Below are 15,118 nucleotides of genomic sequence, written 5' to 3'. Positions count from 1 at the left end.
CCCGACCCACCGCGACGCGGGCGGCCCCCTCGAGGCGCCGTGCGTAGAGGCGGAGCCACTCGCCCGCGGGCTCGCCGGCGGCGTCGCGCGCCAGATCGCGCGCATGGGCGGCCTTGAGCCGGTTTCTCGATGCCCTGGTGACATCGTCGAATGTGGTTCGCAGGCGTGTCATCGCCGTCTCCTTTCGTTGTTGCGTCCCCGTTTCGTGTCGCCGCACCGGTCGATGCATCGACGCAAGGACCCGGCGCCGACCGTGGTGCGGCCCTGAGGGTGCACCGCCGCGACGCTCTTCTTGTCTTGTTGATCGTTCGCGGACGGTCGAAGGGTGGCGCTCAATCTTACCGACAATGGGGCAAGCATTGGGCGGTTGTCGGGCGGACGACATGTCATCCGACTTCCCTGTCGATGTCGCATTCTCGCCTCATCGTCCGCCGATGGTTTGCGCATCACGCAAGGGAGACCACACGCCACGTCATGGCACACACGTCATGGCGACAACGGTCACCTTCGGCTGGCTCGAGCGGCCAAAAAAGGGAAAGGAAGGGAAAGGAAACGCACCATGAAGCTTCCAACGCAGACGAAGCCTGTCCTCTGGGGCGCCATCGGCGGCGCCGTGCTGTGTGCCTTGATCGGGTTCACGTGGGGCGGCTGGGTGAGCGGGTCGACGTCGCGCAAGGCCGTCGCCCTGGCGGCCCACGACGCGCGTGTCGACGCGCTGGCGCCGATCTGTGCCCAGCGCTTCCGCAATCAGGAGGACGCGAAGGCCAGGCTGGCGCTTCTGAACAAGGCGAATTTCTGGGACCGCGACGATGTCGTCGGCAAGTTCGCCATCATGCCGGGAAGCAAGGAGATCGATCGGGACGTTGCGCGCGCCTGCGCGGAGATCCTGACGACGCCGGCGACCAGCAAGAGCTGACGCCGGCACGGGCATCTTTTGGGGGGACTACCGGCCGGGCGACGCCACAGGCGTCGTCCGGCCAGCCGCGTGTCGGTCGGCCGGCGCCGGATGTCCTCTCCAGATGGGTGCAAGTCCGATCATTCCCCGCTCTTGGTGCGGCGCCATGCCAGCAAGGTGGGGGTCTCGCCAACGACCTTGAAGTCGCGCTTCAGCATCGGGCCGAGAATTGCTTCCATTGCCGGGTGGGCAATGCCGAGCTTGTCGGCGGGCTCGCGAGGCAGAAAGACAAGGTCGAGCTGCTGCAGAGACGCATCGAGTTGGCGTTGGGTAAAGACAACGACGCTCGGCAGAAAATGGAACTTGGAGGCGCGCCTGGCTTCGAGCAGGACCGCCCAGTCCTGCATCAGCAGCAGTGCGACCCTCTCCTTCGGCGCGGAGAGACTGTCGATCAATGCGACGTCCTGCGGGGAAATCGGCGTCGATGCGCAACCGGTGCGCTCCGGGGGGCATGGATACGAATCCACACCGAACACGAGATTGACCAGTGTCGGATGGGTTCGGTACGCGGTGATCCCATAAAGGCTCGGGTTCCGGGCGTCCGTGATCGTGCCCAGGAACAACACCAGCAGAACCGCCAAACTCAACGAGGACAGTGCCCTCGGTGAAAACGCGGGGGCGAATCGTGGCGGCCTCCGCGTGCCTGCGGAGGCCGGTCTCCAGCGCTCGGGGAGGACGTCTACGAGGGCACGCGCCCACCACGCCATGACGATGACAAGGCAGAGCGAATTGACTTGCCAAAGCCCTACGATGGACATGTTGATGAACTTGGCGGTGAGGAAAAGCCCAACGAGAGAAATCGCCGCCAGCGCGCCCAGTTCGGCGCGACCAATCGGATGGTCGGGCTGCCTCGCTGTCGAGGCCACCCAACCAATGGTTGCCAGTGACAGGCCCGGCGAGACGATGTTGTAGAGCCAGTGATAGCCGCCGATCCACTCGATCGGCCAGGCGCCCATGCCGCCCGCATAGATCATGAGAGGTTCGAGCAGAAGGACCAGATACTGCACCTGCAGGACGCCGAACCCGAACGCGATCACGTTCCAGGTCATGAAAAGAACGAAGGTCATCGCACCCAGCAGCAGTGTCCTGGTGACTGGAACGATGAGGCCGGGTCCCAGCACGGGCGCGACGATCGCCACCGCGGCACACGTGTAGATCCCGGTCTCGGTGTTGAGAAAGAGGGATCCCGAAAGCGGCACGGCCAGGAGAAGTGCTTCCGCCCAACCGTAGTCACGGCGCACCCAGTAGGCGAACGCCGCGATCGACAAGATCAGAAGAGGATGACGAGCCGAAGTGCTCGACGGGGCGTACAGCGGGCTCTGGGTCGTGAACTGCAAGATGAGGCAGGCCAGGGCCACCACGAGCGCCCATCCCCAACTCCGCAGGAACCATCGCAGGAAGCAGAGCAGCGTGAGCTGAAAGAACAGGATCTCCGCGATGATGAACCAGACCGCGTTCACCATGGACTCGCTCGCCGTCGGCGCGAGGAAGAACGAGAACAGCCAGGGCGTGCCGACACTGTACTGGGTAAAATAGTCGATCCCGGGAAGCAGCCTGTCGCCGAACGAGTATGTGGCTGGCCCCATCATGAACGACGCCATGTGCATGTCGAAGCCGATAGTCGACGCGATGCCCTTTGCTCCGAGCGGCACGACGAAGATCGCCATGACCGCGAGAGCGAACGCAGCGGCCGCCAGGGGCGACACGATGGGGCGGATTGAAGACGAAGGGGCGGGAGTATCCTTTGGACCCGGCAGGGCGTCGTCCGCGGGCTTGTCGGTTCTTCGTAAGAGCCAGACGGCGGCCGCGAGAGCAACGATTGCCGCCACTGAATAGAGCGTGGCCAGCAGGCGGCTGGCGGGCATGGCTGCGCCGATCGCAAGTGTGGAGGCCGGAACCAGGGCGACAAGCAAGATCAGCGGCAGAGGCCTGACCTGGCGCCCGCCAAACCAGCGCGATGCTCCGACGTACCCTGAGACTCCGCCGAGTATGAGCGTGAGAAGATAGAAGCCCGACTCGCGCTGTTCGTGGCGGATCGCCGGCTTCACCCAGTCCAGCGTGCCGACGCCGGCGGCGCCAAATTTCACGTCTGGTGCCGGAAAGAAGACACTCACCAGCAACAGGGCGAGTCCTGCACCGATTGCCACGCCAAAAAGCGCTCCAATCAAGCGAGCGAAGTCGCGATGGCCGAGGCAAATCGTTGGAATCAAACGGATAGGTCCCTTGAGAAGGCGCTGCCGGCCGAAACCTACTGGCGTTCAGAGCAGGAGAACAGGGGCAACATCGGACAACGCGGCCCTGTGCGGCCGGAACCGGACGCCGTGGCCGAACGTCCGACATTGCCGTCGCGCGTCAGAGGGCCGGGGCGATCGTCAAGGAGTCGAGCCGGGCCGGATGACGGCGCCTCAGCACCGTCGAGCCTTCATCGGCGAGTCGGCCATCACCGAGTCCGATGCCTGCCATAGACGACTTGCTTCACCAGTCGGATGATGGCCGCTGCAATGAACAGGACCGACGGGCGCGCGTAGTACATCCCCTGTGCGACGCGAGCCTGGCCGTTTTCTTCGAGACGCCGGAGCCGGACGGCGATCAGCGCCCGATCGTCGTACTCGGCGACCAGTTCCTCGCGCCCGATGCCGCCCGGCCTGGCCAGGAGCATCCGCATCATGCGGATGCGGAGCGACGTCTCGCCGAGATTGATGATGGCGAAGAGCACGAATCCGGCGGCGGAATAGATGAACAGGATGCTGGCCGAGAGCGCGAGGGCGTCGGGCGTCGTGGTGTCGCCCAGTCGAAGGGCGAAGAGGGTCAGCGCGGCCGTGGTCCCCAGGCCGATACCGAAGGCAGCGGCGATCAGAATCAGTAGCCGTCCAGTCGTCATGAGGCGCGCCAGGACGAGCTGTGCGCCGACATTCGCGACGGTGCCGACGATGGGAGCTGCCAGCAGCCAGTAGTCGGCAGTGGTGCTTGCGTCAGCCGCCGACATGCTTGCGCGTCAGCAGCTGTCTGTAGAGGAGCACGAGCCTGCTCAGCCAAAGGCCTTGCGCCGCCAGACGCAGTCCCGAGGCCGACTCGACGGCCATGCCGTCGGCCACCATCTGGTCGATGCGGGTCTGGACGTAGGAGTGTCGTGCCATTGCGCGGATCAGGGCCTCGCGGTGCACCCCGCTTGCGCCGGTCTCCGAGATGAGGCCGATGATGGTGAGCGTCGGGCTGTCGGCCTCGAGCGCGGTGAACAGGATCAGGTAGACCACGCCGAGGCTGCCGAAGAGGAGGATCGCCATCAGGAGACGGGGCAGGGGAAGGTCGTCGGAAAAGATGCCGGAGGCGACCAGCGCGGCGAAGCCTACGGCCGCCACCATGAGGAAGAGCGCTGCGAGCGCGGCGAGCTGACGCCGAGGCACCTTGAAGCGCCACCAGATCAGATGAAGCACGAGAGCTGCCAGGAACAGGCCGACCGCCGATATCAGGACCGCCATCACCACGCCTCCGGGCAGGCCCGGCGGGCCAGGAGCGCCATATCGTCGCGTCGCCGATCGACGGGGTTCGCGCGACCTGGTGTCGGGCAAGCGCAAGACAAGTCCATTCCAACCGTCGTCCCGATAGCTGCTGGAATGCCTTGGTTTCGGTGCCCAGAGCAACGCCGTGGAAGCCTGTCGGGAAAAGGCTTTGGTGGGCGCTGTAGGGATTGAACCTACGACCCCACCCGTGTGAAGGGTGTGCTCTCCCGCTGAGCTAAGCGCCCGGAAGGGGCGCGTATAGGGCCTGCCGCCCGACCCGTCAACCAGTCGTCAGCCGGCGGCGATGCGCTGCAGCGCCTCGGGCAGCGCGTCGAACCGGTCGATCACCACCTCGGCACCGAGCTCGCGGGCGGGCGTGGCGGTGTAGCCCCAGCTCACCAGCACCGCGGGCAGGCCGGCGGCATGGGCCGCGCCGACATCGTGGACAGAATCGCCGATCATCACGGCGCGGTCGGGCCGGCCGCCCAGCCGCTCGATCAGCATCAGCACGTGGCCGGGGTCGGGCTTGCGCACGGGAAAGGTGTCGGCGCCGGCCACGTCGGCGATGGGCGGCATCAGCCTCAGGTGGCTCAGGATCATGCGCGAGGGGCCCTCGAACTTGTTGGTGCAGACGCCCTGCTTCAGGCCCAGCCGGTCGAACCGGGCGACCACGTCGGTCACTCCGTCGAAGGCCGTCGTGAAGCGCACCGGATCCTCCTCGTAGTAGCGCACGAACTCGCGGGTCACGGCGCTCGCCTCGTCCTCGTCGAGCGTTCGCCCGGCCTTGGCGAAGGCCCGGCGCATGGTGATCTTGCTGCCTTCGCCCATGAAGTGGCGGGCATCGTCGGCGGTGATCGCCGGCAGGCCGTGGTCGGCGAGGACGCGGCTCACCGCCACGCACATGTCGCGGGCGCTGTCGATCAGCGTGCCGTCGAGGTCGTAGATCACGGTGTCGAAGCGGGCGGCGATCAGATTGTCGGCGTTCGGGTGCATGCTGCAACCCTTAGCACATCCGCCTTGCGGGGCCGCCAGCCTCGTGGCATCGCACCGGCATGAAGCCGCCCATCGCCGTGGTCGTGCTGGCCGCCGGGGCCGGCACGCGCATGAAGTCCGCGCTGCCCAAGGTCCTGCATCCGCTGGCCGGCTGGCCGATGCTGCGCCACGTCCTGGAGACTGTGGGCCGCCTCAGGCCGGTCCGCGTCGTCGGCGTGGTGGCGCCCGGCGCCGCCACGGTGGCCGCGGGCTTCGCCCCCCATCCGACGGTGGTGCAGCGGCGGGCGCTCGGCACCGGCCACGCGGCGAAGGCGGCACTCGGCGCCCTGGCCGGCCATCGCGGCCCGGTGCTGGTGGTCTACGGCGACTCGCCGCTGGTCACGACGGCGACGCTGCAGCGCCTCGTCCAGGCCTGTCGCCGCTCGGGTGCTGCCGTCGGTGTGCTGGGCTTTGTCGCCCGCGACCCCAGCCCCTACGGCCGCCTGGTCGTGCGCGACGGCGTGCTGGAGCGCATCGTCGAGAGCCGCGACGCGGGCCCCGATGAACGGGCCATCGATTTCTGCAATTCCGGGGTGATGTGTCTCGACGGCGCGGCAATCGGCGACCTGCTGGGCGCGATCCGCAACGACAATGCCAAGCGCGAATACTATCTCACCGATGCGGTCGCGATCGCTCGGGCGGCCGGGCGGCTGGCGATCGCCGTCGCCGGCGAGGAGGCCGAGTTCAAGGGCGTGAACTCTCGTGCCGAACTGGCCGATGCCGAGCGGACGCTGCAGCAGCGCCTGCGCGCGGCCGCGCTGGCGGGCGGGGTCACCATGGCCGATCCCGAGACCGTCTGGCTCGCGGCCGACACCCGGCTGGCGGCCGACGTCACGCTCGGTCCCAACGTGCGCTTCGGCCTCGGCGTCAGCGTGGCGTCGGGGACGGAGATCAAGGCCTTCTGCGACATCGAGGGGGCGCGCATCGGCCGCGGCGCCATCATCGGGCCGTTTGCCCGCATCCGCCCGGGCTCGGAGGTCGCCGACGCCGCCCATGTCGGCAACTTCGTCGAGCTCAAGGCCACCCGCATGGGCCGCGGCGCCAAGGCCAATCACCTGGCCTATCTCGGCGATTCGGCGATCGGGCGGGGCAGCAACATCGGTGCCGGCACGATCTTCGTGAACTACGACGGCTATGGGAAATGGCGGACCGAGATCGGTGCCGACGCCTTCGTCGGCTCCAACAGTTCGCTGGTGGCGCCGGTTCGCATCGGGCGCGGCGCCAACGTGACGGCGGGCAGTGTGGTCACGGAGGACGTGCCGCCCGGCGCCGTCGCCTTCGGTCGCGCCCGCCAGGTCACAAAGAAGGGGCGGGCCGCCGCGCTTCGTGCGAAACTGAAAGTCCGCGCGGCGGAGGCCAAGCGGAGCAGGAAGCAGTAGTCCCCTCGCGGAAGATCTCCCCATGTGCGGCATCATCGGAATCATCGGCAAGGCACCGGTCACGCCGCTGCTGGTCGAGGCGCTGAAGCGGCTCGAGTATCGCGGCTACGATTCGGCCGGCGTCGCGACGCTGGTGAACGGCCACATCGAGCGCCGGCGCGCCGAGGGCAAGCTGGTCAACCTCGAGGCGCGGCTGGGGAGCCAGCCGCTGCCGGGCACGATCGGCATCGGCCACACACGGTGGGCGACGCACGGCAAGCCCAGCGAGCGCAATGCCCATCCCATCGCCACCGACCGCGTGGCCGTGGTGCACAACGGCATCATCGAGAACTTCCAGGAGCTGAAGGACGAGCTCGAGGCCGAGGGCAGGCGCTTCGAGAGCGACACCGACACCGAGGTCGTGGCCCAGCTCCTGACCTCGCTGCTGGAGCGGCAGCGCTCGCCCGAGGCGGCGATGGGCGAGGCCATGGCCCGCCTGCGCGGCGCCTTCGCCCTGGTCGCGCTGTTCAGCGGCCGCCACGACATCCTGATGGGCGCCCGCCGCGGCAGCTCGCTGGCGGTCGGCTACGGCGACGGCGAGATGTACATCGGCACCGATGCCCTGGCGCTGGCGCCTTTCACCAAGCGCGTGACCTATCTCGAGGACGACGACTGGGTGGTCCTGGACGCCAAGGGCGCCCGCATCTTCCAGGGCACCGAGGAGGTGCGCCGCGACATCCGCCAGAGCGGCATCACCGGCGCCATGATGGGCAAGGGCAACCACCGCCACTTCATGCTGAAGGAGATCCACGAGCAGCCGGCGGTGATCGGCGACACGCTGCAGACCTACCTCGATCCCGCGACGCGCTCGGTCAGCCTGCCGGCCCTGCCGTTCGACTGGGCGTCGGTCCCCCGGCTCACCATCACCGCCTGCGGGACGGCGTGCTTCGCCGGCATGGTGGCCAAGTACTGGTTCGAGAAGCTGGCGCGCCTCCCGGTCGAGGTCGAGGTCGCCTCGGAGCTGCGCTACCGCGAGCCGCCTTTGCCCGAGGGCGGCGTGTGCATCGCGATTTCCCAGTCGGGCGAGACCATCGATACGCTGGCGGCCCTGCGCTACGCCAAGGCGCAGGGGCAGACGATCCTGTCGGTCGTGAACGTGCCCGAGAGCGCCATCGCGCGTGAATCGGATATCGTGCTGCCGACGCTGGCCGGGCCGGAGATCGGTGTCGCCTCGACCAAGGCCTTCACCACGCAGCTCACCGTCCTGCTGGTCGCCGCCATCGCGGCAGGGCGGGCGCGGGGCACCCTGTCGCAGGAGGAGGAGGCCCGGATCGGCCATGCGCTGATCGAGCTGCCCGCCCACGTCAACGAGGCGCTCAACCGCGAGGACGAATACCGCCGCATCGCCGAGGAGGTGCTGGCGCCGGCCCGCGACGTACTCTACATCGGCCGCGGCTCGTCCTTCCCGATCGCGCTCGAGGGCGCGCTGAAGCTCAAGGAAATCTCCTACATCCACGCCGAGGGCTATGCCGGCGGCGAGATGAAGCACGGGCCGATCGCGCTGATCGACGAGGCCGTGCCGGTCGTCGTCGTGGCGCCGACCGACGCCCTGTTCGACAAGATCGCCTCGAACTTCGAGCAGGTGAAGGCGCGCGGCGGCAAGCTGGTGCTGATCAGCGACGGGCCGGGGCTGGCGCGGCTGGGCGATCATGCCGTCGCGGCGGTCGGGTTGCCCAGCGTCGACCCGCTGGTGGCGCCGATCCTCTACACCGTGCCCGTGCAGCTGCTGGCCTATCACACCGCCGTCGCCAAGGGCACCGACGTCGACCAGCCACGCAATCTCGCCAAGAGCGTGACGGTGGAGTGAGGCTCGGGGCTCAGTTCCCGCGGCGCTCATCGTCTTACGGACCGCGAGCCTCCAGGCTCGCTCATGATCATGAGCGGGCCTGGAGGCCCGCGGTCCAGAAGAACATGATCCTGACCACGGACGTGGATGTCCCCAGCACGGCCGCGATCGATCTCAAGTCGTTGCGCGCTAACGCGTGCCCTGCGGCAGGCCGGGCGCCAGGCCGGACGGCGTCGTGGGAGCGATCGGCACCGAGCGCGGCTGGGCCGGCGCGGGGGCCGGGCGCGGGGGCGCCGCCGGCTGGGCCGGCTGCATCGCCTGGAGGATCGCCCGCATCTTCTTGGTCTCGTTCTCCTGCGCCTTCTTGAACTCGTCCTCGGTCAGGAAGCGGTCGTGGTTCTCGTCGATGTCGGCGAACTGCTTGACTGCCGAGCCCGTCAGCTCGACGCGGTCGAGCTGGCCGTCCTTGTTGGTGTCGATCTCGCCGAACTTGCGGAGCACCAGCTTCTTGCGCAGGTCGTAGGGCAGCAGCCCCTTGGCCTGCGGCCCGTCGGCCGGTCCGGCGAGCACCAGGTACTCCTGCTGGCTGATCTTGCCGTCGCCGTTCTTGTCGATCTTGTCGGCCTCGCGCAGCTGCATGTCGATGAAGTCGTTGATGGCAGCCATGCCCTGGCGCCGCTTCTGCTCGACCTGCTGGCGCTCGGCGGCCTCCCGGGCCATCGCGCGCTGCACGATCAGCCGGACCTCGGGCTCGGTGACCTTGTTGTCCCGGTCCGTGTCGTACTGGTTGAACTCGGCGTGGACCAGCGCCTCGGCCTCGCCGCGCTCGACGAAGCCGTCGCGGTTGGTGTCGAGGTTGTGGAACTCGGCGCGGGCGCGGTTGCGCCTCTCCTCGAGCGACGGGCCGCCGGGCACGTCCTTGGACAGCGGCGGCTCGGCGACCTTGACGAACTCCTCGATGGAGAGCTTGCCGTCCTTGTTGGTGTCGAGCTCGTCGTACGACTTCATGCGGTACTTCAGGAAGTCGGCGCGCGTGACCTCGCCCTTCTTCTCCGTGTCGATCTCCGTGAACCACGGCGGCAGCGGGACCGGCGGCGGCTGGGTCGAGGCCTGCGGCGAGCCCGCCGGGGCGGCCGGCGCTGCGGCTCTGGGGCCCGGCTTGGCCGGCGCCTCAGGCGGCTTGGCCTGCGGTGCTGCCTGGTTGGGCGGACGGTTGGACGGCCATCCCTGCGTCGGCGGCGTCTGCGCCGCGGCGGGAAGGGCCAGGACGGCCGCAGTGGTGATCAGGAGGGGACGGAAAAGACGTTTCATGGCGGTCAGCCCGCAAGAGAGGGGTCGAGTCGTATCGGCGGCAAAACGGAACGTGTCAACGTCCGCGCTGCGGATGGAATGTGCGGCGCAATCGCGCCGAAAGCGTGGCGAGTCGCCAATGGGGTTGCGTGAGCGGCGCGGATAGGCCATCGTGAATCGGCAAATGACTCCGAAGAAGGGTCACAAGTTACTGGGAGGCAAGGGTAATTTCGCGGTGCCGGAGCGTTCAATGCTCCCAGCTGCGAAATAGCGTGATCATGGCAGAATCGACACCATCCAGCGGCTCGCCGCTCCTCAGCGTCCGCGATGTCTCGGTTCGCTTCGGCGGCATCGTGGCACTCGACGGCGTGACCTTCGACGTCTTCGCCGGCCAGATCGCGGGTCTGATCGGGCCCAACGGCGCCGGCAAGACGACCCTGTTCAACTGCCTGAGCCGCCTCTACACGCCGAACGGCGGCGACGTGGTGTTCGAGGGCCGGACCATCCTGAACCGGCCCCGCCACGACATCCCGCGGATCGGCATCGGCCGCACCTTCCAGAACGTCGCGCTGTTCGACCGCATGTCGGTGCTCGACAACGTCAAGGTCGGCTGCCACAGCCGCAGCTCGACGAGCTTCTTCGACAACGCCGTGCGCCTGCCCAAGGTGGCCGGCGAGGAAGCGCACATCACCGCGCGGGCGCTCGAGCTCATCGAGTTCATGGATCTCGTGCCCTTCACCCACGCGATCGCCGGCGGCCTGCCGTTCCCGATCCGCAAGCGTGTCGAGCTGGCGCGCGCGCTCGCCTCCAGCCCCAAGCTGCTGCTGCTCGACGAGCCGGCGGCCGGCCTCAACCACGACGAGATCGAGGTGCTGAAGAACCAGATCCGGCGCGTGCGCGACCTGCAGCATGTCACCGTGCTGCTGGTCGAGCATCACATGAGCCTGGTCATGTCGGTCTCGGACAAGGTGGTCGCGATCGACTTCGGCAAGAAGATCGCCGACGGCACGCCGGCGGAAGTGCAGCGCGATCCCGAGGTGATCCGCGCCTACCTGGGGACCTCGTGATGGCGGCGCTTCTGGAAGTGAAGGGGCTGAAGGCGTTCTACGGGCAGACCCAGTCGCTCTACGACGTCAGCTTCGACATCGAGACCGGGGGCATCACCACGCTGCTGGGCGCCAACGGCGCCGGCAAGACCACGACGCTGCGGGCGATCTGCAACATGGTGCGCACCGAGGGCACGGTGCGCTTCGAGGGCCGCGACATCGTCGGCAAGGCGACCGAGGAGATCGTGCGCCTGCGCATCGCCCACGTGCCGGAAGGCCGTGGCACCTTCACGACGCTCACGGTCGACGAGAACCTGCGGATCGCCGCCTACACCCGCAAGGACAAGGCCGGCGTCGAGGCCGACCTCGGCCGCGTCTTCGGCTATTTTCCCAGGCTCAAGGAGCGCGTCCAGCAGCAGGCCGGCACGCTGTCGGGCGGCGAGCAGCAGATGCTGGCAATCGCCCGCGCGCTGATGCTGAAGCCGCGCCTGATGCTGCTCGACGAGCCGTCGTTCGGCCTGGCGCCCCTGATCGTGCTCGAAATCTTCCGCATCCTCCGGCGAATCAACGAGGAGGAGAAGGTCAGCATCCTGCTCGTCGAGCAGAATGCCGCCCTGGCACTCGACCTCGCCGACCACGCCTATGTGCTGGAGACCGGCAAGGTCGTCATGTCGGGGGCCTCGTCGGAGGTCAAGAACGACGAGACCATCCGCAAGTCCTACCTCGGCTACTGAGGCAGCGTAATGGAACAGCTTCTCCAGCAGATCGCTTCGGGCCTCGCCAACGGCGCCATCTATGCCTGCGTCGCCCTGGCGCTGGTCATGATCTACGTGTCGACCGACCACATCAACTTCGCCCAGGGCGAGATGGCGATGTTCTCGACCTACATCAGCTGGCAGCTGATGACCTGGGGGCTGAGCTTCTGGCTGGCCTTCATCGTCGCCGTCGCGCTGTCCTTCGTCATGGGCGTGCTGATCGAGCGCCTGATCCTGAGACCGCTGCACAGCGCGCCCATCCTGTCGATCATCGTGGTCTTCATCGGCCTGCTGGCGATCTTCAACTCGATGGCGGGCGCGATCTGGAGCTACCTGATCAAGGAATATCCCTCGCCCTTCCCGAAGAGCAGCTTCGGCATCGCCGGGGTCATCGGGCCGCACCAGCTCGGCGTCGTCATCGTCACGCTGGTCGTGCTCGGCCTGCTGTTCGTCTTCTTCCGCTACACGCCGCTCGGCCTCGCGATGCGCGCGGCCGCCCAGAATCCCCAGATGGCCCGCCTGGTCGGGGTGCGTGTCGACTGGATGCTGGCCCTGGGATGGGGATTGGCGGCCTCGGTCGGCGCCGTCGCGGGCATCATGGTCGCCCACATCGTCTACCTCGATCCCAACATGATGAGCGGCATCCTGCTCTACGCCTTTGCCAGCGCCCTGGTGGGCGGCATCTCCAATCCGGCCGGCGCGGTGGCCGGCGGCTTCATCGTCGGCGTTCTGGAGAACCTGGTGGCCTTCACGGGCAACCTGATCGAGAAGACGACCGGCATCTACATCATCGGCAATGGCGAGAAGCTCACGGTTGCACTCATCATCGTCATCACCGTGCTGACGGTGAAGCCCGCCGGCCTGTTCGGCCGCGTCGTCGTGAAGAGGGTCTGACATGGCAGGCTCGAAGAAGTGGGTGCTGGGACTGATCGTCCTGGCGTTGGTGACGCCGCTGCTGAAGCCGGTCTTCCCCGACTACATCTCCGACTACCGGCTGTTCCTCTTCAGCACCATGATCATCGCCTCGATCGCGGTGCTCGGGCTCAACCTGCTGACCGGTTTCAATGGCCAGTTCTCGCTCGGCCACGGGGCGTTCTACGCCGTGGGCGCCTATGCCGCCGCCATCCTGATGGACCAGGCGGGGTGGCCGTACTGGGCGACCGTTCCGGCAGCCGCCATCATCTGCTTCATCGTCGGCTACCTGTTCGGCCTGCCGGCGCTCAAGCTCGAGGGCCATTACCTGGCGCTCGCCACCTTCGCGCTGGCGCTCGCGGTGCCCCAGATCCTGAAATACAAGTGGCTCGAGGGCCTGACCGGCGGCGTGCAGGGCATCGTGCTGCTGAAGCCCGAGGTGCCGTTCGGCCTGCCGCTGAGCGAGGACCAGTGGCTGTACTACTACTGCCTGATCGTGATGATCGTCCTCTACTGGGCGGCGGCCAACATGCTCAACAGTCGCAGCGGCCGCGCCATGATGGCGATCCGCGACCAGAACATGGCGGCCGAGACGATGGGCATCGACATCGCCCTCTACAAGACCGTCACCTTCGGGATCAGCGCGGCCTATACCGGCATCGCCGGCGCGCTTTCGGCCTCGGCCATCGCCTTCGTCGCGCCCGACAGCTTCAACATCTTCCTGTCGATCAAGTTCCTGATCGGCCTGGTCGTGGGCGGCATCGGCTCGCTGGCCGGCTCGGTGATCGGCGGCGTGTTCTACGTGCTGGTCGACAACTCGGCCCAGGCCCTGTCGCAGTTCATCAAGAACGACCTCGGCCTGCCGTTCGACCTGTCGGCCTATACCGTGTTCGGCGTGCTGCTGGTCGGCATCATCTACCTGATGCCCATGGGAATTGCCGGCGGCATCTACATGGCCTGGCGCCGCCTGCGCGCCGCGCGCGGCTGAGGGGCGCCGCGGCCTGACCGGCAGGGGGAAATTCTATCCACTCTTGCGGCGTACAATCGGTGCGGCGACAGCGTGCAACATGTCCGTGATGCGGAAGGCCGCAACCCCGCGGCCTTCTTTTTTCCGCGATTCTGAAAGAAACTCGCGGCCATCTGAAAACATGGAGGTGTGTGGTGGAAACGAGTAGGCGTGGTTTCGTGGGTGGCGTTTCGGCGTTTGCCTTGCTTTCCGGTTCGACTGCGGCTTTCGCGCAGAAGAAGTATTCCGACGGTGCGACCGACACCGAGATCAAGATTGGCCACACCGGACCGTACAGCGGCCCGGCATCGGCCTACGGCCAGATCGGCAAGACGATCGAGGCCTACTGGAAGAGCGTGAACGAGGCAGGCGGCATCAACGGCCGCAAGATCAACTTCATCACGCTGGATGATGGCTACTCGCCGCCGAAGATGGTCGAACTGGTTCGCCGTCTGGTCGAGCAGGACAAGGTGCTGTGCACCTTCAACACGCTCGGCACGCCGACCAACACGGCGATACACAAGTACATGAACGTGAAGAAGGTGCCGATGCTCTACGTCGCCACCGGTGCGTCGAAGTGGGGCGATCCCAAGCACTTCCCGTGGACGATGGGCTTCCAGCCCGACTACCACACCGAGGGCAAGATCTACGCCAAGCACCTCCTGGCCAACGTCAAGGATCCGAAGATCGCCGTGCTGATGCAGAACGACGACTACGGCAAGGACTACTACGAAGGCTTCAAGGAAGGGCTCGGCAAGGACGCCGACAAGATCGTCAAGCACGTGACCTACGAGGTGACGGATCCGACGGTCGACAGCCAGGTCATCCAGCTCAAGGATTCCGGCGCCAACGCCTTCTTCAACATCGCGACGCCCAAGGCAGCCGCCCAGGCGATCCGCAAGGCGGCCGATCTCGGCTGGAAGCCGGCGCAGTACCTCAACAACGTGTCGGCCTCGGTCGGCTCTGTGATGAAGCCGGCGGGCTTCGAGAACAGCCAGGGCATCGTCACCGCCCAGTACCTCATGGATCCCACCGACAAGCAGTGGGAGAACAACGACGACTTCAAGGCGTGGAAGGCCTGGATGGGCAAGTGGATGCCGGGCGCCAACCTGGCCGACGTCAACCATGTCTTCGGCTACGCCGTCTCGAACCTCATGCACGAGACGCTGAAGAAGTGCGGCGACAACCTCACGCGCGAGAACGTCATGAAGCAGGCGGCCAACTACCAGAAGTACCGGCTGCCCATGCTGATCCCGGGCATCACCATCAGCACCAGCGCGACCGACTACTACCCGATCCAGTCGGTCAAGCTCGCCCAGTTCAAGGGCGAGACCTGGGATCTGTTCGGGGACATCATGTCGGCCGAAGGTTCATAGGGACTGTCGGCTCCTGCCGAGCGAAGGCCGCCGAAAGGCGGC

The 15,118-nt window shown here is 67.0% G+C and carries 13 protein-coding genes and 1 tRNA gene; 8 read left to right on the top strand and 6 right to left on the bottom strand.

Annotation, left to right across the window (positions count from 1 at the left end; all coding sequences use genetic code 11):
* Positions 1 to 559 precede the first annotated feature (559 nt).
* Positions 560 to 916 (top strand): hypothetical protein, encoded by a 357-nt coding sequence (locus ACO073_RS20755; protein WP_421999902.1) that lies wholly within the window; start codon positions 560 to 562, stop codon positions 914 to 916.
* A gap of 119 nt (positions 917 to 1,035) precedes the next feature.
* Here ACO073_RS20755 and ACO073_RS20750 read toward each other — a convergent pair whose 3' ends face one another.
* The 5 genes from ACO073_RS20750 to ACO073_RS20730 form a co-directional block, all read right to left on the bottom strand.
* Positions 1,036 to 3,102: a hypothetical protein gene (locus tag ACO073_RS20750; RefSeq protein WP_421999901.1), complete on the bottom strand. Its 2,067-nt coding sequence runs from the start codon at positions 3,100 to 3,102 to the stop codon at positions 1,036 to 1,038.
* Between the two features lie 293 nt (positions 3,103 to 3,395).
* Positions 3,396 to 3,941, bottom strand: a complete 546-nt coding sequence (locus ACO073_RS20745; RefSeq protein WP_421999900.1) for a hypothetical protein — start codon at positions 3,939 to 3,941, stop codon at positions 3,396 to 3,398.
* On the bottom strand, positions 3,928 to 4,434 hold the full coding sequence (locus ACO073_RS20740; RefSeq protein WP_421999898.1) for a hypothetical protein: 507 nt from the start codon (positions 4,432 to 4,434) through the stop codon (positions 3,928 to 3,930). Before ACO073_RS20740 ends, ACO073_RS20745 begins: the two co-directional genes overlap by 14 nt.
* Before the next feature lie 191 nt (positions 4,435 to 4,625).
* A tRNA-Val gene (locus ACO073_RS20735) sits at positions 4,626 to 4,700 on the bottom strand.
* Positions 4,701 to 4,746: 46 nt separating this feature from the next.
* Entirely contained in the window at positions 4,747 to 5,448 is a 702-nt protein-coding gene (locus ACO073_RS20730; protein ID WP_421999896.1) for an HAD-IA family hydrolase, read from the bottom strand.
* Positions 5,449 to 5,507: 59 nt separating this feature from the next.
* Between ACO073_RS20730 and glmU the strand changes: the two genes are divergently transcribed.
* Together glmU and glmS are read left to right on the top strand one after the other, a co-directional pair.
* On the top strand, positions 5,508 to 6,866 hold the full coding sequence (gene glmU, locus ACO073_RS20725) for a bifunctional UDP-N-acetylglucosamine diphosphorylase/glucosamine-1-phosphate N-acetyltransferase GlmU (protein ID WP_421999894.1): 1,359 nt from the start codon (positions 5,508 to 5,510) through the stop codon (positions 6,864 to 6,866).
* 22 nt (positions 6,867 to 6,888) lie between these two features.
* On the top strand, positions 6,889 to 8,712 hold the full coding sequence (glmS, locus tag ACO073_RS20720) for a glutamine--fructose-6-phosphate transaminase (isomerizing) (protein ID WP_421999892.1): 1,824 nt from the start codon (positions 6,889 to 6,891) through the stop codon (positions 8,710 to 8,712).
* A gap of 168 nt (positions 8,713 to 8,880) precedes the next feature.
* Here the strand turns inward: glmS and ACO073_RS20715 are convergent, their stop codons facing one another.
* Positions 8,881 to 10,002, bottom strand: a complete 1,122-nt coding sequence (locus ACO073_RS20715; protein ID WP_421999891.1) for a hypothetical protein — start codon at positions 10,000 to 10,002, stop codon at positions 8,881 to 8,883.
* Between the two features lie 257 nt (positions 10,003 to 10,259).
* Between ACO073_RS20715 and ACO073_RS20710 the strand changes: the two genes are divergently transcribed.
* The 5 genes from ACO073_RS20710 (at position 10,260) to ACO073_RS20690 (ending at position 15,076) form a co-directional block, all read left to right on the top strand.
* Positions 10,260 to 11,048, top strand: a complete 789-nt coding sequence (locus tag ACO073_RS20710; protein WP_421999889.1) for an ABC transporter ATP-binding protein — start codon at positions 10,260 to 10,262, stop codon at positions 11,046 to 11,048.
* On the top strand, positions 11,048 to 11,761 hold the full coding sequence (locus tag ACO073_RS20705; protein WP_421999887.1) for an ABC transporter ATP-binding protein: 714 nt from the start codon (positions 11,048 to 11,050) through the stop codon (positions 11,759 to 11,761). The genes ACO073_RS20710 and ACO073_RS20705 overlap by 1 nt, the downstream gene beginning before the upstream one ends.
* 9 nt (positions 11,762 to 11,770) lie before the next feature.
* A complete protein-coding gene (locus ACO073_RS20700; protein WP_421999885.1) occupies positions 11,771 to 12,676 on the top strand; it encodes a branched-chain amino acid ABC transporter permease in 906 nt (301 codons plus the stop codon).
* A 1-nt stretch (position 12,677) separates the two neighbouring features.
* Positions 12,678 to 13,682, top strand: coding sequence for a branched-chain amino acid ABC transporter permease (locus ACO073_RS20695; RefSeq protein ID WP_421999883.1), 1,005 nt, complete (start codon positions 12,678 to 12,680; stop codon positions 13,680 to 13,682).
* A 221-nt stretch (positions 13,683 to 13,903) separates the two neighbouring features.
* Positions 13,904 to 15,076 (top strand): ABC transporter substrate-binding protein, encoded by a 1,173-nt coding sequence (locus ACO073_RS20690; RefSeq protein ID WP_421999881.1) that lies wholly within the window; start codon positions 13,904 to 13,906, stop codon positions 15,074 to 15,076.
* Positions 15,077 to 15,118: the final 42 nt, after the last annotated feature.

Origin of the sequence: Reyranella sp., assembly GCF_965229815.1 — a bacterium.
Taxonomy (GTDB): Bacteria; Pseudomonadota; Alphaproteobacteria; order Reyranellales; family Reyranellaceae; genus Reyranella.
This window is presented reverse-complemented; position numbering and strand designations above follow the sequence as displayed.